This window comes from Veillonella sp. 6_1_27, from assembly GCF_000163735.1.
In the GTDB taxonomy this organism is placed as follows: Bacteria; Bacillota; Negativicutes; order Veillonellales; family Veillonellaceae; genus Veillonella; species Veillonella parvula_A.
In genome coordinates this window covers 509,893-526,841 of sequence record NZ_GG770216.1, presented here as the reverse complement: position 1 = coordinate 526,841, position 16,949 = coordinate 509,893, and the positions used below count along the sequence as shown (strand labels likewise).

The 16,949-nt window shown below is 41.4% G+C and carries 18 protein-coding genes; 3 read left to right on the top strand and 15 right to left on the bottom strand.

Going from position 1 to position 16,949, the window contains the following annotated elements; translation table 11 throughout:
• From atpD to HMPREF0874_RS06115, 15 genes are all read right to left on the bottom strand, one after another.
• A complete protein-coding gene (atpD, locus tag HMPREF0874_RS06185) occupies nucleotides 1–1,425 on the bottom strand; it encodes a F0F1 ATP synthase subunit beta (RefSeq protein WP_004695069.1) in 1,425 nt (474 codons plus the stop codon).
• Between the two features lie 18 nt (nucleotides 1,426–1,443).
• Nucleotides 1,444–2,298 (bottom strand): ATP synthase F1 subunit gamma, encoded by an 855-nt coding sequence (atpG, locus tag HMPREF0874_RS06180; protein ID WP_004697537.1) that lies wholly within the window; start codon nucleotides 2,296–2,298, stop codon nucleotides 1,444–1,446.
• A 3-nt stretch (nucleotides 2,299–2,301) separates the two neighbouring features.
• A complete protein-coding gene (gene atpA, locus HMPREF0874_RS06175; protein WP_008602446.1) occupies nucleotides 2,302–3,840 on the bottom strand; it encodes a F0F1 ATP synthase subunit alpha in 1,539 nt (512 codons plus the stop codon).
• Between the two features lie 16 nt (nucleotides 3,841–3,856).
• Entirely contained in the window at nucleotides 3,857–4,408 is a 552-nt protein-coding gene (gene atpH, locus HMPREF0874_RS06170) for an ATP synthase F1 subunit delta (protein WP_004697545.1), read from the bottom strand.
• Between the two features lie 4 nt (nucleotides 4,409–4,412).
• On the bottom strand, nucleotides 4,413–4,910 hold the full coding sequence (gene atpF, locus HMPREF0874_RS06165) for a F0F1 ATP synthase subunit B (RefSeq protein ID WP_004697511.1): 498 nt from the start codon (nucleotides 4,908–4,910) through the stop codon (nucleotides 4,413–4,415).
• An 18-nt stretch (nucleotides 4,911–4,928) separates the two neighbouring features.
• On the bottom strand, nucleotides 4,929–5,156 hold the full coding sequence (gene atpE / locus HMPREF0874_RS06160) for a F0F1 ATP synthase subunit C (RefSeq protein ID WP_004695064.1): 228 nt from the start codon (nucleotides 5,154–5,156) through the stop codon (nucleotides 4,929–4,931).
• 23 nt (nucleotides 5,157–5,179) lie between these two features.
• Entirely contained in the window at nucleotides 5,180–5,872 is a 693-nt protein-coding gene (gene atpB, locus HMPREF0874_RS06155; RefSeq protein WP_004697507.1) for a F0F1 ATP synthase subunit A, read from the bottom strand.
• Nucleotides 5,873–6,054: 182 nt separating this feature from the next.
• Nucleotides 6,055–6,291 carry a hypothetical protein gene (locus tag HMPREF0874_RS10120; RefSeq protein ID WP_042986657.1) on the bottom strand — a complete coding sequence of 79 codons (237 nt, stop codon included), beginning with the start codon at nucleotides 6,289–6,291 and terminating at the stop codon, nucleotides 6,055–6,057.
• 142 nt (nucleotides 6,292–6,433) lie between these two features.
• Complete coding sequence (locus HMPREF0874_RS06145; RefSeq protein WP_012864790.1) at nucleotides 6,434–6,628, bottom strand: AtpZ/AtpI family protein; 195 nt, start codon at nucleotides 6,626–6,628, stop codon at nucleotides 6,434–6,436.
• A gap of 1 nt (nucleotide 6,629) precedes the next feature.
• Entirely contained in the window at nucleotides 6,630–7,772 is a 1,143-nt protein-coding gene (gene wecB / locus HMPREF0874_RS06140) for a non-hydrolyzing UDP-N-acetylglucosamine 2-epimerase (RefSeq protein WP_021148539.1), read from the bottom strand.
• Nucleotides 7,773–7,829: 57 nt separating this feature from the next.
• Nucleotides 7,830–8,981: a glycosyltransferase family 4 protein gene (locus HMPREF0874_RS06135; protein ID WP_004697504.1), complete on the bottom strand. Its 1,152-nt coding sequence runs from the start codon at nucleotides 8,979–8,981 to the stop codon at nucleotides 7,830–7,832.
• Between the two features lie 34 nt (nucleotides 8,982–9,015).
• A complete protein-coding gene (locus tag HMPREF0874_RS06130) occupies nucleotides 9,016–10,374 on the bottom strand; it encodes a PFL family protein (RefSeq protein ID WP_008602437.1) in 1,359 nt (452 codons plus the stop codon).
• Nucleotides 10,375–10,382: 8 nt separating this feature from the next.
• Entirely contained in the window at nucleotides 10,383–10,658 is a 276-nt protein-coding gene (locus tag HMPREF0874_RS06125; RefSeq protein ID WP_004695058.1) for an ACT domain-containing protein, read from the bottom strand.
• A 134-nt stretch (nucleotides 10,659–10,792) separates the two neighbouring features.
• Nucleotides 10,793–12,430 (bottom strand): phosphoglucomutase, encoded by a 1,638-nt coding sequence (locus HMPREF0874_RS06120; protein ID WP_039965238.1) that lies wholly within the window; start codon nucleotides 12,428–12,430, stop codon nucleotides 10,793–10,795.
• 171 nt (nucleotides 12,431–12,601) lie between these two features.
• The gene (locus tag HMPREF0874_RS06115; protein WP_008602433.1) at nucleotides 12,602–13,546 is read right to left on the bottom strand and encodes a YitT family protein; all 945 of its coding nucleotides are present in this window, start codon (nucleotides 13,544–13,546) and stop codon (nucleotides 12,602–12,604) included.
• Nucleotides 13,547–13,751: 205 nt separating this feature from the next.
• Between HMPREF0874_RS06115 and ispE the strand changes: the two genes are divergently transcribed.
• From ispE to HMPREF0874_RS06100, 3 genes are all read left to right on the top strand, one after another.
• Nucleotides 13,752–14,648: a 4-(cytidine 5'-diphospho)-2-C-methyl-D-erythritol kinase gene (gene ispE / locus HMPREF0874_RS06110; protein WP_008602429.1), complete on the top strand. Its 897-nt coding sequence runs from the start codon at nucleotides 13,752–13,754 to the stop codon at nucleotides 14,646–14,648.
• Nucleotides 14,645–15,337, top strand: coding sequence for a GntR family transcriptional regulator (locus tag HMPREF0874_RS06105; RefSeq protein WP_004697535.1), 693 nt, complete (start codon nucleotides 14,645–14,647; stop codon nucleotides 15,335–15,337). Before ispE ends, HMPREF0874_RS06105 begins: the two co-directional genes overlap by 4 nt.
• Before the next feature lie 138 nt (nucleotides 15,338–15,475).
• Nucleotides 15,476–16,936: a sodium:alanine symporter family protein gene (locus HMPREF0874_RS06100; RefSeq protein WP_021148542.1), complete on the top strand. Its 1,461-nt coding sequence runs from the start codon at nucleotides 15,476–15,478 to the stop codon at nucleotides 16,934–16,936.
• Nucleotides 16,937–16,949: the final 13 nt, after the last annotated feature.

Genomic DNA, 16,949 nt, shown 5'->3' with positions numbered 1-16,949 from the left:
TTATTCCCCCTTCTCTTGCATTTCCTTTGCTTTTTGAACGGCTTCATCTATGGTACCAACCATGTAGAATGCACCTTCTGGCAATTCATCATGTTTACCATCCAAAATTTCTCTGAAGCCTCTCAATGTTTCGGACAATGGCACATATTTACCAGGAGAACCAGTAAATACTTCTGCTACGAAGAATGGTTGACTCAAGAAACGTTGAATCTTACGAGCGCGAGATACAGTGAGTTTATCTTCGTCAGACAATTCTTCCATACCGAGGATTGCGATAATATCTTGAAGATCGCGATATTTTTGCAATACTTCTTGTACGCCACGAGCTACTGCGTAGTGCTCTTCACCAAGTACATGTGGGTCCAAAATACGGCTTGTAGAATCCAGAGGATCCACCGCCGGATAGATACCAAGTTCCGCAATGGAACGAGACAATACTGTTGTCGCATCCAAGTGAGCGAATGTCGCTGCTGGAGCAGGGTCAGTCAAGTCATCGGCAGGTACGTATACAGCTTGTACGGAGGTAATAGAACCTTCTTTTGTAGATGTAATACGTTCTTGCAATGCCCCTACGTCATTAGCCAATGTAGGTTGATAACCTACGGCAGATGGCATACGACCTAAGAGGGCGGATACTTCGGAACCCGCTTGGATAAAGCGGAAGATGTTATCAATGAACAAGAGCACGTCTTGTTTTTTCACATCACGGAAGTATTCAGCCATTGTAAGGCCTGTAAGACCTACGCGCATACGAGCCCCTGGCGGCTCATTCATTTGTCCATATACGAGAGCTGTTTTGTTGATAACGCCGGACTCTTTCATTTCGTTCCACAAGTCGTTACCTTCACGAGTACGTTCGCCTACGCCAGAGAATACGGAATAACCGCCGTGCTCTGTAGCAACATTGTGAATCAATTCCATGATCAATACGGTTTTACCTACACCGGCACCACCGAAGAGACCAATCTTACCACCTTTTACATATGGAGCGATAAGGTCAACGACCTTAATACCTGTTTCCAAGATTTGTGTATCTGGAGAAAGGTCATCAAATTTAGGTGCCGGACGGTGAATAGGCCATTTTTCATCAGCCACCACAGGTGCTGGATCATGGTCTACAGTTTCACCAAGTACGTTAAAGATACGACCCAATACACCTTCCCCTACAGGAACGGAAATTGGAGCACCAGTATCTTCCGCTTCCATATTACGTGTCATACCGTCAGTAGAACTCATGGCAACGCAACGAACTGTATCGTCGCCTAAGTGTTGCATAACCTCTACTACGATTTTTTGTCTATCGTGTGCCTTGTGGTCATGGTAGATGTGGATGGCGTTGTAGATAGCTGGTAAATGACCAGCATCAAAGCGCACGTCTACAACTGGACCGATGACCTGCACAACTTTACCAATATTATTACTCATCGACAGATGTCTCCTTATCTATTGCAAGGCATTAGCGCCACCAACGATTTCAGAAATTTCGTTTGTAATGCTAGATTGACGCAACTTGTTGTATTCAAGGCCTAAGGACTCAATGAGTTCCCCTGCATTATCTGTAGCCGATGTCATGGCCGTCATACGAGCACCCAATTCACTAGCTGCAGATTGCAACAATCCATTATAAACTGTAATTTCTAAGTATTTTGGCAGCAACGCCTCCAAGACGGATACGGCGGACGGCATAAAATCATACTCTTCGCCTTTTACCTCATCTTGTGGTTGCTCTATTGGCAACAAGCGCTCAGCCTGTGCAATTTGCGTCATAGAATTTACAAAACGTGTATAGATCATGATGACTTCGTCTACTTCATGACGTTCATATAGTGAAAGTGCTTCATGCATGATGGCACGCGCATGTTCATAGGACGGTTTATCAGAAAAGCCCGCATAGGACTTATCGATGCGAATACCTCTAGATTTCATGCTATCTCTAGGCTTTCTGCCTGCCGTGATAACACGGTATGTATCAGGAGATTTACCATGTAATTGTTCCATAGCAAATTTCAACACATTAGACGAAAATGCCCCTGCAAGACCTTTATCTGCACCTACTACAATATAGCAAGTGCGCTCTACAGGTCGCACATCTAAGAGAGGACTTTCAAAGCCTTCTAAATCACTATTAGACATATGACGCAAGATTTGCCCTATCTTTTCTGCGTAAGGACGAGTAGCTTCCGCTTTTGTTTGTGCCCTACGAAGACGAGCAGAAGCTACCATCTTCATCGCTTTTGTAATTTGTTGCGTATTGGTAACACTTTTTATGCGTTTTCGCAAATCTTGTGCACTAGCCATACATTACGCCTCCTTACGAGACACTAATGTATGTGTAGAGCCAAATGCTTCAACACATTCTGGGATTGCTTGCTTCAATAGATTTTCAGTTTCTTCGTCAATTTTCTTAGACGTTTCAATGTTAGTGATGATTTCAGGGTAATTTGTTTTTACATAACGTAAAAGTTCAGCTTCAAAGGACAATACATCTGCCACTTGAATATCTGCTAAGTACCCTTTAGTACCAGCGTACAGATTAATAACCATTTCCGCTACACTCATAGGCTCATATTGACCTTGTTTTAACATTTCAGTTAAGCGTTCACCACGATCAAGTTGAGCGCGTGTAGCCGCATCAAGGTCGGAACCAAACTGAGCGAAAGCAGCCAACTCACGATATTGAGCAAGGTCCAAACGCAATTGGCCCGCCACTTGCTTCATCGCTTTAGTTTGTGCGCTACCACCTACACGGGATACGGACAAACCTACGTCAACAGCTGGACGAATACCAGAATAGAACATATCTGTTCCCAAGAAAATTTGACCATCAGTAATGGAAATTACGTTTGTTGGAATGTATGCAGATACGTCACCTGCTTGTGTTTCAATGATTGGCAACGCTGTAATAGAACCTCCACCAAGTTCAGATGAAAGTTTCGCAGCCCGCTCTAATAGACGACTGTGTAAGTAGAATACGTCACCTGGATATGCTTCACGTCCTGGTGGACGGCGCAATAATAGGGACATAGCACGATATGCAGCCGCTTGTTTTGTTAAGTCATCATATACGCATAATACGTGTTTACCTTGGTACATAAAGTATTCACCCATGGCAACACCAGCATATGGTGCAATGTATTGAAGAGGTGCACCTGTGGAAGCACTCGCAGAAACTACGATTGTATATTCCATAGCGCCTGCTTCTTCAAGCTTTTGCACTACGCGAGCAACCGTAGATTCTTTTTGACCAATAGCTACATAAATACAAATAACATCTTTGCCTTTTTGGTTCAAAATAGTATCTAAGGCAATCGCAGTTTTACCTGTACCACGGTCACCGATGATAAGCTCACGTTGACCACGGCCGATTGGTACCATCGCATCAATCGCTTTAAGACCTGTTTGCAATGGTTCATTTACGGATTGACGATCCGCAATACCAGGTGCTGGATGTTCGATAGGACGACGTTCTGTAGCTTGAATAGCACCCTTGCCATCAAGAGGTTGACCAAGAGGATTTACTACACGACCAATCAAGGCATCTCCAGCAGGAACGTCCATAATTTTGCCAGTACGACGCACTTGGTCTCCTTCTTTAATCAAGAAGTCATCACCTAATAGTACGGCACCAACATTATCTAATTCTAAGTTCAAAACCAAGCCATATACGCCGTGTGGTAATTCTAGCAACTCACCGGCCATGGCTCTTTCAAGACCATAAATATGGGCGATGCCATCCCCTACGTCGAGAACAGTACCCACGTCATCGACATTGAGGTCAACATCATAGTCCTGAATCTGCTGTTTGATTATAGCAGTGATTTCTTCAGGCTTCATTTTCATATATACCCATTCACCCCTATCTAATAGAGTTCGTTCTTAATAAAGATTTTTCTAATTCCTCTAAACGACGAGATACAGAACCATCAATGCGTTTATCTCCTACTTGGATAACGATACCACCCATAATTGATGGATCTTGGCGCACAGATAAAATAACATCTTTCCCTGTTACTTCTCGTAATTTAGCTTGTACAGATGCTTCTACCTCAGCTGTGATTGGTTCTGCTACAGTTACAGTAGCTTCCAAAATGCCACGAGCCTCTCGTGATTTTTGAATAAACGCTGCAATGGCCTGCGCAATATAACGATGGCGCCCACGTTTAATCATCACATAGATAAAATGTAAAGCAACTTTGTCGATACTAGATTCAAAGATAGAACCAACTAACTTAATCTTTGCATCTTCTGTAACGATTGGATTTTCAAGGAATGAACGAAGTTCAGGCTGTTCCGCCATAACGGACGCTACATAACCTAATTGCTCCTCCATGAGTTCCAAAATATTTTGTTCTTGAGCTAATTCAAACATAGCTGAACTGTATTTATCTGCTACAATTTCTATGCTCATCGTATCACAACCCTATCGTTTTACTATCAAGTTGACGAATAGCGTCTTCGATCAATTTTGTATTAGTTTCGCTGTTCATATCTTTAGCAACAACTTTACCAGCCATAGCTACAGATAAAGATACCACTTCGTTACGCAAGCTGTTCATAGCACGATCGCGTTCAATAGCGATATCTTGGCGAGCACGATTTTTTTCTTGTTCAATTTGCTCGCGTGCTGTTGACAATTGTTCACGTGTTGTATTTTCTGCTTCTTGAACTGCTTTTTCAACAATTTGTTGTGCCTCTATACGAGCATTAGCAATTTGAGCTGCATAATCAGCTTTAAACCCCTCTGCTTCTGCGCGAGCTTGTTCTGCAGCTTCTAAGTCTTTAGCAATTCGTTCTTTACGTTCTGTCATTATAGCCAATAATGGTTTATATGCAAAACGAGCCAATAGCCAAACTAATATAAAAAAGTTCAACATTTGAGCAAGAATCGTTCCAAGGCTTAAGTCAACCAAGGTTATTCCTCCTCGTTATTATCTGAATAACAAAATAAATGCTACTACTACACCGATGATAGGCATCGCTTCGATCAAACCAATCGCTACGAACATAGTAGACATCAATTGACCGCGCAATTCAGGTTGGCGTGTAATACCTTCAATAACTTTGCTAGATACAAGACCATCACCGATACCTGCACCAATAGCACCACAACCTACTGCAATTGCCGCTGCTAACGCGAATAAACCTTGAGCTTCCATAATATATCCTCCATATAAATTAATTAATGTTCCTCACTAAGCCCCATCCCCAAATAGGATGCAGTAAGAACGGTAAAAATAAAGGCTTGAATAATACCAATAAATAGACTAAAAGCAATCCAAACCCATGGTACCGGCACAAACCAAGGCAAGTTATATAATACTTCTAACAAAATTTCACCTGCCACAATGTTACCGAATAGACGGAAAGCAAGTGTAACAGGTCTAGCAATTTCCTCGAAAATATTGAGTATTAACAAAGCCTTATAAGGTCGTACAAAATGCTTAAAATAAGATAAGCCTTTAACTTTAACCCCCATAACCCATACCACTAATGTACTACATAAAGCTAATGCAATTGTAGTGTTAATATCGGATGTTGGTGATGTTAAAGCCTTGAATGTTGGCATTAAGCCTAACTCATTTCCTACAAAAATAAATAAGAAAAACGTAAATAACAAGGAACTCACCATCGGCCAATGGCGACCCAAATTCGGAGCTAATTGCCCCTCTAAGCCTTCTAATATAGATTCCACTATATTCTGCAAGCCTACAGGCACCAATTTACGTCCCCGGGTGGCTAATACTGTTATCAGTATTACAATAGCCATAGTAACCCATGTAGCAATTAAAGTATCCATATTAAATGTCAACCCCAACCACTGCACGACCTCATGGTGTCCCGCATGTAATTCCACGTTCTCAACCCCTTCCATAAACCTAATAAAAACCTAATATATTTACATTAATATAAATATAATATATATGTATCATCATACATCGTTATAGATATATAATCAACACTTGAAGGGTAAGCAATTCCAATTAATCATAAATATAATGTATACAATGCATAATTGGAATACCTTTGTTGTTCCTATTTTAGGTCATTTTAGAACTAAAACTGGCAACTGAGCCACCAGTACACAGCATATAATGCAGGCTGAATAAGCGCGATACCTATAAACATGCTAACAGCCTCTACACCGGGAATTTTCAGACCTAAGACCACTAGAGAGCCTACTAACATAAGGCGCCAAATCATCTGTCTACGAGATTTACGTACGGCTTTATAAGGATCTCCTGACACAATAGATTGTCCATGCAAAGCTAGGCTAAGTAAGTAGAGAACCATTATAAAGATGCCCCAAAGCCATCCCCATAGATACTGTTCTAAGCCACATAAAACTTGTATTATACTGCCCAAAAAAGCAATAAAAAAACAAGTCAGCAGCACTCGCACTATGAATTTTATATATTGATTCATACATACCTCACTACTTAACTTGTTTATATAACATATAAAACCCTGTTATAGCTCCTATTAGGCCAAATATGACCATGCAGAGTGGTTCCGTTTGAAGCCAAGTATCCAATTTATAACCTAGCCAAATAAAACCTCCTATACAGGAGACCAGTGTGACCCCCGCTGATGTTGCCATGGCGAGGGCTTTCACAAGATCCTTATCCATATTATTTACCAAATCGTTCAGGACGATTAGGATTGCCTAAGAACTCATGGCGCAACGCTTGGATGATGCGTTCAGATGCTTTACCATCACCATATGGGTTAACAGAGTTAGACATCAACTTATACGCTTCAGCATTGCTCAATAATTCATAAGCGGCTTTATGTACCGCATCTTTATCAGTACCTACAAGGCGAACGGTACCTGCTTCTACTGCTTCAGGACGTTCTGTCGTATCACGCAATACGAGAACTGGCTTACCAAGAGCTGGGGCTTCCTCTTGAATCCCACCTGAATCAGTCAAAATCAAGTAAGATTTAGCCATCAAGTTTGCAAATGGTTCATAGTCAAGAGGATCGATTAATGTAACACGATCCACAGAGCCAAGCTCCTCTTGTACAACTTGGCGAACTTTAGGATTTTTATGTACAGGGAAAACAACTTGAATATCTTCAAATTCATTAATTAAATCGCGAATGGCTTGATATACATGGCGCATAGGTTCACCTAAGTTTTCTCGGCGATGTGTGGTAACAAGAACCGTACGTTTTTTAGGATCAAGAGCATTAATAGCTGCATCATCGAATACATAGTTGTCTTGTACCGTCGTATCAAGAGCATCGATAACAGTATTCCCTGTTACATAAAGATGTTCTGTATTAATATTTTCCTTTTTTAAATTGCTTTCAGAACTAGAAGTAGGCGCAAAGTGATACGTCGCAATAGACCCCGTCAATTTGCGATTCATCTCTTCAGGGAACGGAGAGTAAATATCACCTGTCCGTAATCCTGCTTCCACGTGACCTACAGGAATTTCTTGGTAGAAAGAAGCCAAGGCACCAGCAAAGGTAGTTGTAGTATCACCATGAACGAGTACCACATCAGGTTTTGCTTCTTCTAATACATCTTTAAGGCCCATCAAAGCACGATTAGTTACATCATATAGTGTTTGACCTTGGCTCATAATATTTAAATCATAGTCTGGGGTAATATTAAACAAGTTTAGTACTTGATCAAGCATATCTCGATGCTGTGCCGTAACGGTGACGATAGGTTCCATATCTGGTGCTGCTTGTAATGCTTTTACAAGAGGAGCCATCTTGATAGCCTCAGGTCTTGTACCAAAGATTGTCATAACTTTTAACATAGTTGCCTCCAACGTAGTAGGATAGAAAAAATGGGGCGCCAAGCGCCCCACAGATGGTTATTCCTTATGAGAATCATCAGTATTCTCCAAGGCTTTAGCCAATTCATCGCGATCAAAGGATATGGTATCATCCGAGTCGCTACGTTCAATTGTAGGACGTGGTAACGGATGCCCTGCCGCATCACTATGCATGATAACGCCAAGACGTCGTGCAATATAAATACTACACAAGAAAATTACTAATACCAAGGTCGCGCCGACCCAAGCATTAACCTCTGCAACGATAACAGATACACCGCCGAAAAGAGCTGTTACTGCATACATCAACAATACAGCTTGCTTTTGTGTTAATCCTTGTGCCAATAAACGATGGTGAACATGACCTTTATCGGGTTTAAAGATGGGACGTCCACTGATTTTACGGCGCACAATGGCAAATAAGGTGTCCAAAATAGGCAAGCCTAACACAATGGCAGGTACCACTAGAGCAATCATAGCAGCTGTCTTCACAGCGCCCATAACGGAAATAGCCGCTAATGTATAGCCTAATAACATGGATCCCGTATCACCCATGAATATTTTTGCAGGATTGAAATTATACCGCAAGAAACCTACAGTCGCACCTGCTAAGGCAAGAGAGATACAAGCAAGATCAGTTTGACCTAGTTGCAATGTCATTGCACAAACAGCGATACATGCGATAAAAGAAATACCTGCAGCCAAGCCATCAAGGCCATCGATAAGGTTTACAATATTTGTAAAACCAACTATCCAGAAAATAGTCAATGGGATAGCCCAATACTTGAGATATACTACACCACCCCAAGGAAGGTTGATGAAATCTACTCGAATATCATAAGCCACTAGGATAGCGGCGGCTATAATTTGGCCCATTAACTTAGTTTTTGGCTCAATTTGTTTAATGTCGTCCCAAATACCAACTAGCACCAAAATGACTGTACCAAGGACAAACCCAAACAATTTATGATCATGCGGAATGGAATCGTTAAAAAGAACCGATCCCACATAACCGAGAAAGATTGCTAATCCACCAAGTCGTGGAATCGCACCATGATGCACCTTTCGAGCATCAGGCTTATCTATTGCCCCAACAGCAACGGCAAAGCGTTTTACCAATGGGGTAAGTGCAAAGGTTATGATGAGCGCTAGTGCAAAGGCCCACACATAATCGAGCACATATTCACTCATAAGACACCTCCAACAAGTAGGTTGTAAAAACGGATTAGTTCGTTAAGCTACGAATAGGAGCAGGAATTCTGCCACCACGGGCGATGAACTCGGCTGCACTATATGGACTCACTTCGATAATAGGAGCATAACCTAATAATCCACCAAATTCAACAACCTCTCCAACAGTCTTACCAGGTACAGGAATTACACGAACCGCAGTTGTCTTATTATTAATCATACCAATTGCTGATTCATCTGCAATGATAGCAGAAATGGTGTCAGCAGTAGTGTCTCCAGGAATAGCAATCATATCAAGCCCTACAGAACAAACACATGTCATGGCCTCTAATTTATCAAGCGTCAAACTGCCACAGGATACAGCATCAATCATGCCTGCATCTTCCGAGACAGGAATGAATGCACCACTAAGACCACCTACGTGAGAGGAAGCCATAAGACCACCTTTTTTCACCGCATCATTAAGTAATGCTAGTGCCGCTGTGGTACCATGACAACCACAAGAGGACAAGCCCATTTCTTCAAGAACATGAGCTACAGAGTCACCTACAGCTGGCGTTGGTGCCAAAGATAAATCAATAATACCAAATGGTTTACCGAGACGACGGGATGCCTCTTGGGCTACCAATTGACCTACGCGCGTGATTTTGAAAGCAGTACGTTTAATCGTTTCTGCTACAACGTCAAAGGATTGACCTCGAACGGATTCAAGCGCATGTTTTACAACGCCCGGGCCAGATACACCTACAGAAATAGCACTATCCCCTTCTGTTACCCCGAAGAAAGCACCCGCCATAAACGGGTTATCCTCTACAGGATTACAGAAAATTACGAGCTTAGCGCAGCCAAGAGCATCATTATCCTTTGTAAGCTCTGCAGTTTTCTTAACGATGATTCCCATGTCTCGCACTGCGTCCATGTTGATACCAGTTTTAGTAGAGCCCACAGCAACAGAGCTACAAACGATATCCGTAGTTGCCAGCGCTTCAGGAATAGAGTCAATCAAAATGCGGTCAGCTCGAGTGGCGCCCTTTGTTACAAGCGCAGAAAAGCCACCAATAAAATTAACACCTACAGTTTTTGCAGCACGATCCATAGCTTCCGCCACAGGAACATAAGCTGTTAAATCACTCCCCCCTGCAACTAGAGAAATGGGTGTTACAGAAATACGCTTATTGATAATAGGAATGCCGAATTCTCGCTCAATATCTTCCCCTGTAGATACAAGATGTTCTGCCTCTTTTGTAATACGGTCATAAATACAGTCACACAGCTCTTTACCAGAACTAGATGCACATTCTAGCAAGCTAATCCCCATCGTAATAGTGCGCACATCAAGCTTATTATCGTGAATCATCTGATTCGTTTCTAAAATATTGTCGATAGATAACATAGTGCCTCCTATCCTACACGGTGCATGCTCAAGAAAATATCAGCATGTTGTGCACGGATTTCAACACCTAGTTCTTTACCTTGAGTCGTCAAAGCCTCTTGGATAGCTGTAAGATTTTTCATATCTTCAGACTTGGTTTCACACATCATAATCATATTGAAAACACCATCAAGGATGGTCTGATTTATCGACATAATATTTACACCGTAGTTAGCGAGTACGGTACTAACCCCAGCAATGATACCAACGCGGTCTACGCCGACAACGGTAACAACTAATTTCATAACATCACCTTCTCTAAGCACTACAAACTATATAGCCAGTATAGGGCATTCAATAAACTATATTAATATATTATAACACATTTATTATTTTTCATGAGTGAAATCTTTATGAGTTTTCTAGTGAAAACAATATGTTATACTTCGTCAGACAAAGCACTTGTTACAATCTCTTCACCAGCAGTTAACAATGCGATAAGACCTTTGTCACCTTTATAGCTTTCACCATAAATTTTATATAAATCTTCAGTACCAGATGGACGTGCTACAAACCAGCCTGTTTCCGTTTCCACACGAACGCCATCAATAGGCATATCTTTATACAGAGAAGTAGTGCGAACATTAGTAATCGCATCACCATCTACTTCGGTAGCCGTAATGGAGCTTGCATTTAATTGTTTCAACTTAGCCTTGGCCACCTTTGTACAAGGCGCATCAATACGACCAAATCGTGGATCCCCACAGCCTTCCACAATATTGTTATATAGTCTCTCAACAGTTGCGCCCATTACAGCATACATCTCCATTGCTAAGAGAGCCATAATCATACCATCTTTATCTGTGGTCCATACGGTACCATCTTTTTTAAGGAACGATGCACCAGCAGATTCTTCGCCTCCAATGCCAATTTCCCCATCGAATAATAGAGAACTAAAGTATTTAAAGCCTACCGGAACTTCATACACAGGAATTTCTTTAACGGATGCCCACTTATCAATCATGGTTGTACAAACAACCGTTTTGCCTACCCCTTTATCCTTCCAACCACGGGTTGTGAATAGATAATCGGCAGCGGCTACGAGGAATGCATTTGGTGAAGCAAGCCCTTCTGCACTAACAATACCATAACGATCATAATCGGGATCGTTACCAACAGCCAAATCGTAATTACCAATTTGCTTGATAACATCGGCCATAGCGTATTCGGAGGAACAATCCATGCGGACCTTACCATCATGGTCATAGGTCATAAAGCTAAAAGTTGGATCATATTCATCATTGATAATATCCATGTTGAGATTATAGCGCTCTTTAATAGCTCGCCAATAACCTAGTCCACTACCGCCGAGGGCATTAACGAGGACCTTAGGTTTTGCACTTTGTATTGCCTCCATATTAATAATAGAAGACAGTTCTTCTACGTACAGGCCTTTATAGTCATACGGAACTTGTTGGTCAGGTTCAATATTGTCGATGCTAATACGTTTGAACCCTTCTAGTTCACAATATGCACGAACATACTCATTAGCTCGAGTTTCAATCCATTTTGTAACGAGAGTATCCGCCGGACCGCCATTAGTAGCGTTATACTTGATACCACCGTTATCTGGAGGATTATGAGATGGCGTAATCACGATACCATCTGCCTTATCATCGTGGCTTTCATTATAACGAATAATGGCCCGAGATATAGATGGCGTCGGAACGAAATCCATATCGGAATCAACCATTGCCGTTACACCATTGCCAGCAAGAACCTCTAGAACCGTTACAAGGGCTGGCTGAGATAAAGCATGTGTGTCTTGACCGACAAAAAGCGGACCTGTGGCACCGAATTGACCACGGCCATCACAAATAGCTTGTGTAATAGCCGCCACATGTAAATCTGTAAAAGTACCATTTAAAGATGTACCGCGATGGCCAGATGTACCAAAGGATACGAGTTGTGTCGGATCTGTAATATCCGGAGCATTATCAAAATATGCATCCACAAGGGTTTGCACATCGATAATATCTTGTTCTTGTACAGGAGTACCTGCTAATTTATGAGTCATAGAAACCTCTAATCTTATCTTGAGGGCAAGCCCTCTCATTTTACAACCTTGATATTCGATCAATTACATTAAATTATTTTCAAAATGTATGTATCATTCATAAAATATTATATTTACGCATAATTAATATAAGATGACAACAGCCAGAGATTTTATCATAATTCTTTATTTTTATCTGTTACAACTATTTTCATCTATTACAACATTATTGTTCGCTTCGGTAGTTATATCTTGTGATTTCAGCTGTTTAGATATTTCCGCAGGAACAATAGGTTGAGTAAAACCTTGACCGATAACCTCTTGGGCATCAGTAATCAAGATAAACACATTTGGGTCCGCTTCTTGAATAACCTCTTTCAATTTATTTACCTGCAGCAAGTTAACGGCAACCATCACAATTTGCTTAGGCGTCCGTGTATAGGCACCAATACCATTAATAATAGTGGCACCACGACCAACCTTATTGATAATACACTCACATACTTCATCGGTGCGATAGGTAATGATAAAAGCAACTTTACGTTGATTAAAGCCGATTACCACCTTATTTGTAATAATAGTATACACATACACACTGATAAGAGTTACAGCTACCGCTTCAAGTCCAACAACGCCGACAGCAACTAAGAGGATGGCACAGTTGATAGCGCTATTAATGGACCCCATTTGAAGACCATAATATTTGCGAACGATAAGTGCAATTGGATCAAGGCCTCCTGTATTACCACCTACACGGTAGACGATACCAAGTCCTAGTCCAGTTGTGATACCTGCCATCATAGAACTGAGTAGTGGATCCTTAATAATCATGTCATATTGCAAGAAACTAAACAGATCAATCATCCACGATAACATGAGCGTACCATACAAAGTATTAAGCACTACACGTTTACCAAGCCACTTCCAAGCAGCCCAAAATATAGGGACGTTCAAAATAACGTTCCAAGAACCAACGGATAATCCCGTTAGATAATACAAAATCAACCCTACCCCACTAATACCAGTACTAACCAGTTTGTGAGGTAGTACAAAGGCATCTAAACCAGCGCCAAAAATTGCACAACCAACAGCAACTATGACACATTGATAGACAACATCTTTATACTTGGCGAACATAGCTCCCTCCAAATTGCCATTTCACTATAAATATTCTATAATGAACTAATTAAAACATACACTGTTTACAATGCTTTTAATAATCAAACAACAGGTATATACAAAATCATCATAAACCACTTAATGGTTATTTTCAATCACTTTATAACAGTATAAAATAAACATATAAACTGCATATATTTTGTACATTACAAACGAGGCTATTATGAGTAAAAGTTTTGAGCAACTCGGTTGCAGCAAAATTAATATTGGGCTTGCTATTACAGGCAAGCGTGACGATGGATACCACGACATCGATTCTATATTTCAATCGATTCGCCTTAGTGATTCTATTTATTTCGCTAAGCATCATTCCGTAGTCTTTTCTGGTGGCGCTCCTGAGTTACCCGATTACATGCAAAAGCTCGTAAGCTATGGAGAAGATAATCTCGCGCTCAAAGCGTTGCGTGCCATACAAGCCTATACGGGTTGTAAAGCCGGTGCCGCCATCCACCTATTAAAACGCGTTCCTATTCAAGCGGGTCTTGGTGGCGGTAGTGCAGACGCAGCGGCCATGTTATTAGGTCTCAACCGCTTTTGGGACTTACGGCTCACACAAGAGGAACTTTTAAACATTGGTGCCTCACTCGGATCTGATGTGCCGTTCCTACTACAAGGTGGTACCGCTCGCGGAACAGGTCGTGGCGAAGTGTTAACCTATAGCCAATCGCCAGAGGCACATTGGCTATTACTAGTAAAGCCAAAGGTATCTATTTCTACAGCGATTGCTTATGGTCGCTTCAGTGGTAAATCTAATGCCACCGCAAAAACAATCGATACCGTTCTGAATCATCTTCAGAATAATGATTTACAATCTGCTTTCACTAGTAGCGCTAATACTTTCGAAGAATTATTATTCCCAGATCACGAAGAACTAGGAATATGTAAGGAGTTTTTCACTAGCCGTGGTTACCCAACCATCATGACAGGAAGCGGTCCTACGATGGTAGTATTACTTAACAAACCTATGGAAGCCTTACAATTACAAGAAGAGATTAAAGCAGCTGGTCATGATTGGCTGTCACTCATTACTAAAACATGTACACAGGAGGACTTAGTATGACAAAACGGTTACAACCTATACGACTCGATGCGTATAAACCACTAAGAGAAGTGGTAAGTGAAACATTGCGTCAAGCCATCCAAGATGGGGTGTTAAAACCTGGGGAGCGCCTCATGGAAATTCCCCTTGCCGAAGAGTTAGGTGTAAGTCGTACCCCCATTCGTGAAGCCATACGTAAACTTGAACTAGAAGGCTTTGTCGTTATGGTGCCTCGCCGCGGCACCTACGTTGCCAACATCTCTTTGAAGGATATCACGCAAGTATTTGAAATCCGTTCTGCCCTGGAAGAACTTGCGGCAGGCCTTGCAGCAGAACGCATTACAGAAGAGGAAATCGAAACGCTGGAGAGAATGCTTGTAGAAATCGGCGATCATATGGAAAACAAAAATATGGAATCCGTTGTGGCTGCGGACGTAGAATTCCACGAAGTCCTCTACCGCGCATCTCGTAATGAAAGATTGGCGGATATTGTTCACAATTTGCGAGAACAAACCTACCGCTTCCGTAGTTTTTCTATGAACCAACCAGGTCGTCTTAGAAAAACTTGGGAGGAACATCGTCAATTAGTGGAAGCCATCGCCTCTCACAATGCCGCACAAGCTCGTAAACTAGCTCGAATTCACATGGAACATTCTGAACAAACCTTGTTGCAAGGAATGGAAGAGTCACAAGAATTTACTAAGGCATAAAAAACATCCTACAAAATACTATATAAAGCAAAATCCTTCCTATTTGTGAAGGATTTTTGTTTTACATAGTCTATAGAAATTGATACAATATCATTGATTAGTATGAAATATGGATTTTTTATAAGAAAGGGAGTTTTTATGGAAGCAATGCTTAATGATGCTATATCCACCATAAACGGTTATTTATGGAGTTATTTCATCATTTTTATTCTTATCGGCGCAGGTCTCTTCTTTACGATGACAACGAATTTTGTACAAATTCGCATGATTAAAGAAATGATTCGCCTCGTAATTAACGGCGCAGGTAGCTCTACAGAAAAGAACCATGTATCCTCATTTCAAGCATTCTGTGTTAGTACCGCATCTCGTGTAGGTGTTGGTAACATCGCAGGTATAGCTATTGCCGTTGTACTTGGTGGCCCTGGTGCTATTTTCTGGATGTGGGTTATCGCACTCATCGGTGCTGCCACGGGCTTCATCGAATCTACATTAGCACAAATCTACAAAGAACCTGTTGCTAAGGGCGGTTTCTATGGCGGACCAGCTTACTATATTCGGTATGGTCTAAACAACAAGGCATTATCTGTTCTATTTGCTATTTTAATCAGTATTACCTATGGTTGGATTTACAATTCTGTACAAGCCAATACTTTGGCTGCATCTCTCCAGGTATTTAACCTTGATGTGTCCTATACAGGCGCTGTAGTAGCAGTCCTTCTTGGTATTATCATATTCGGTGGTATCAACCGCGTTGCAAAAGCATCTGAAATCATTGTTCCTATCATGGCGATTCTATACATTGCTACTGCATTATTTGTGGTAATTATGAATATCACCCAATTCCCACATGTAATCTATACTATTTTCGCCTCCGCATTTGAGCCTGTTGCAGCAGGTGGTGGCTTATTAGGTGCTACTGTTATGAATGGTATCAAACGGGGGCTCTTCTCTAACGAAGCCGGGGAAGGTTCTGTTCCAAACGCAGCCGCTACGGCAGCTGTTAACCACCCTGTAGAACAAGGTCTTGTACAAGCATTCGGCGTATTCCTTGATACATTCATCATTTGTACAGCTTCTGCTTTCATCGTACTCATCGTGGGTGATTACAGCACTACAGGTCTAACAGGCATTGCTCTTGTACAACATAATCTAGCTCAACAACTTGGTTCTTGGGCGCCTACAGCCGTAGCCATTTTCATCGTTATGTTCTCCTTTAGTTCCTTAATTGGTAACTATTACTACGGTGAAATCAATATCAGCCACTTAACAAATAAACGATTCTACCTACATTTGTTCCGTATTGGCGTAATTCTTATGACATTTGTTGGCTCTATTGCTTCTCTAGATCTCGTATGGAATCTAGCCGATTTATTCATGGCTTTCTTAGTATTAACTAACGTAAGTTCCATCGTACGCATGGGGCGCACAGCAGGTCTTGCCCTTGACGACTATATCAAACAACGCAAAGCAGGTATTGAAACGCCTGTATTTAACCGTTCCATCCTAAATCACACATATGGCATCGTATGGTGGGGCGATGGTCAAACTACAGACTCCTCCGTACCTCCTACTCCGATTGAAGATACAGTGGAAAAATAAAATATATTGACCT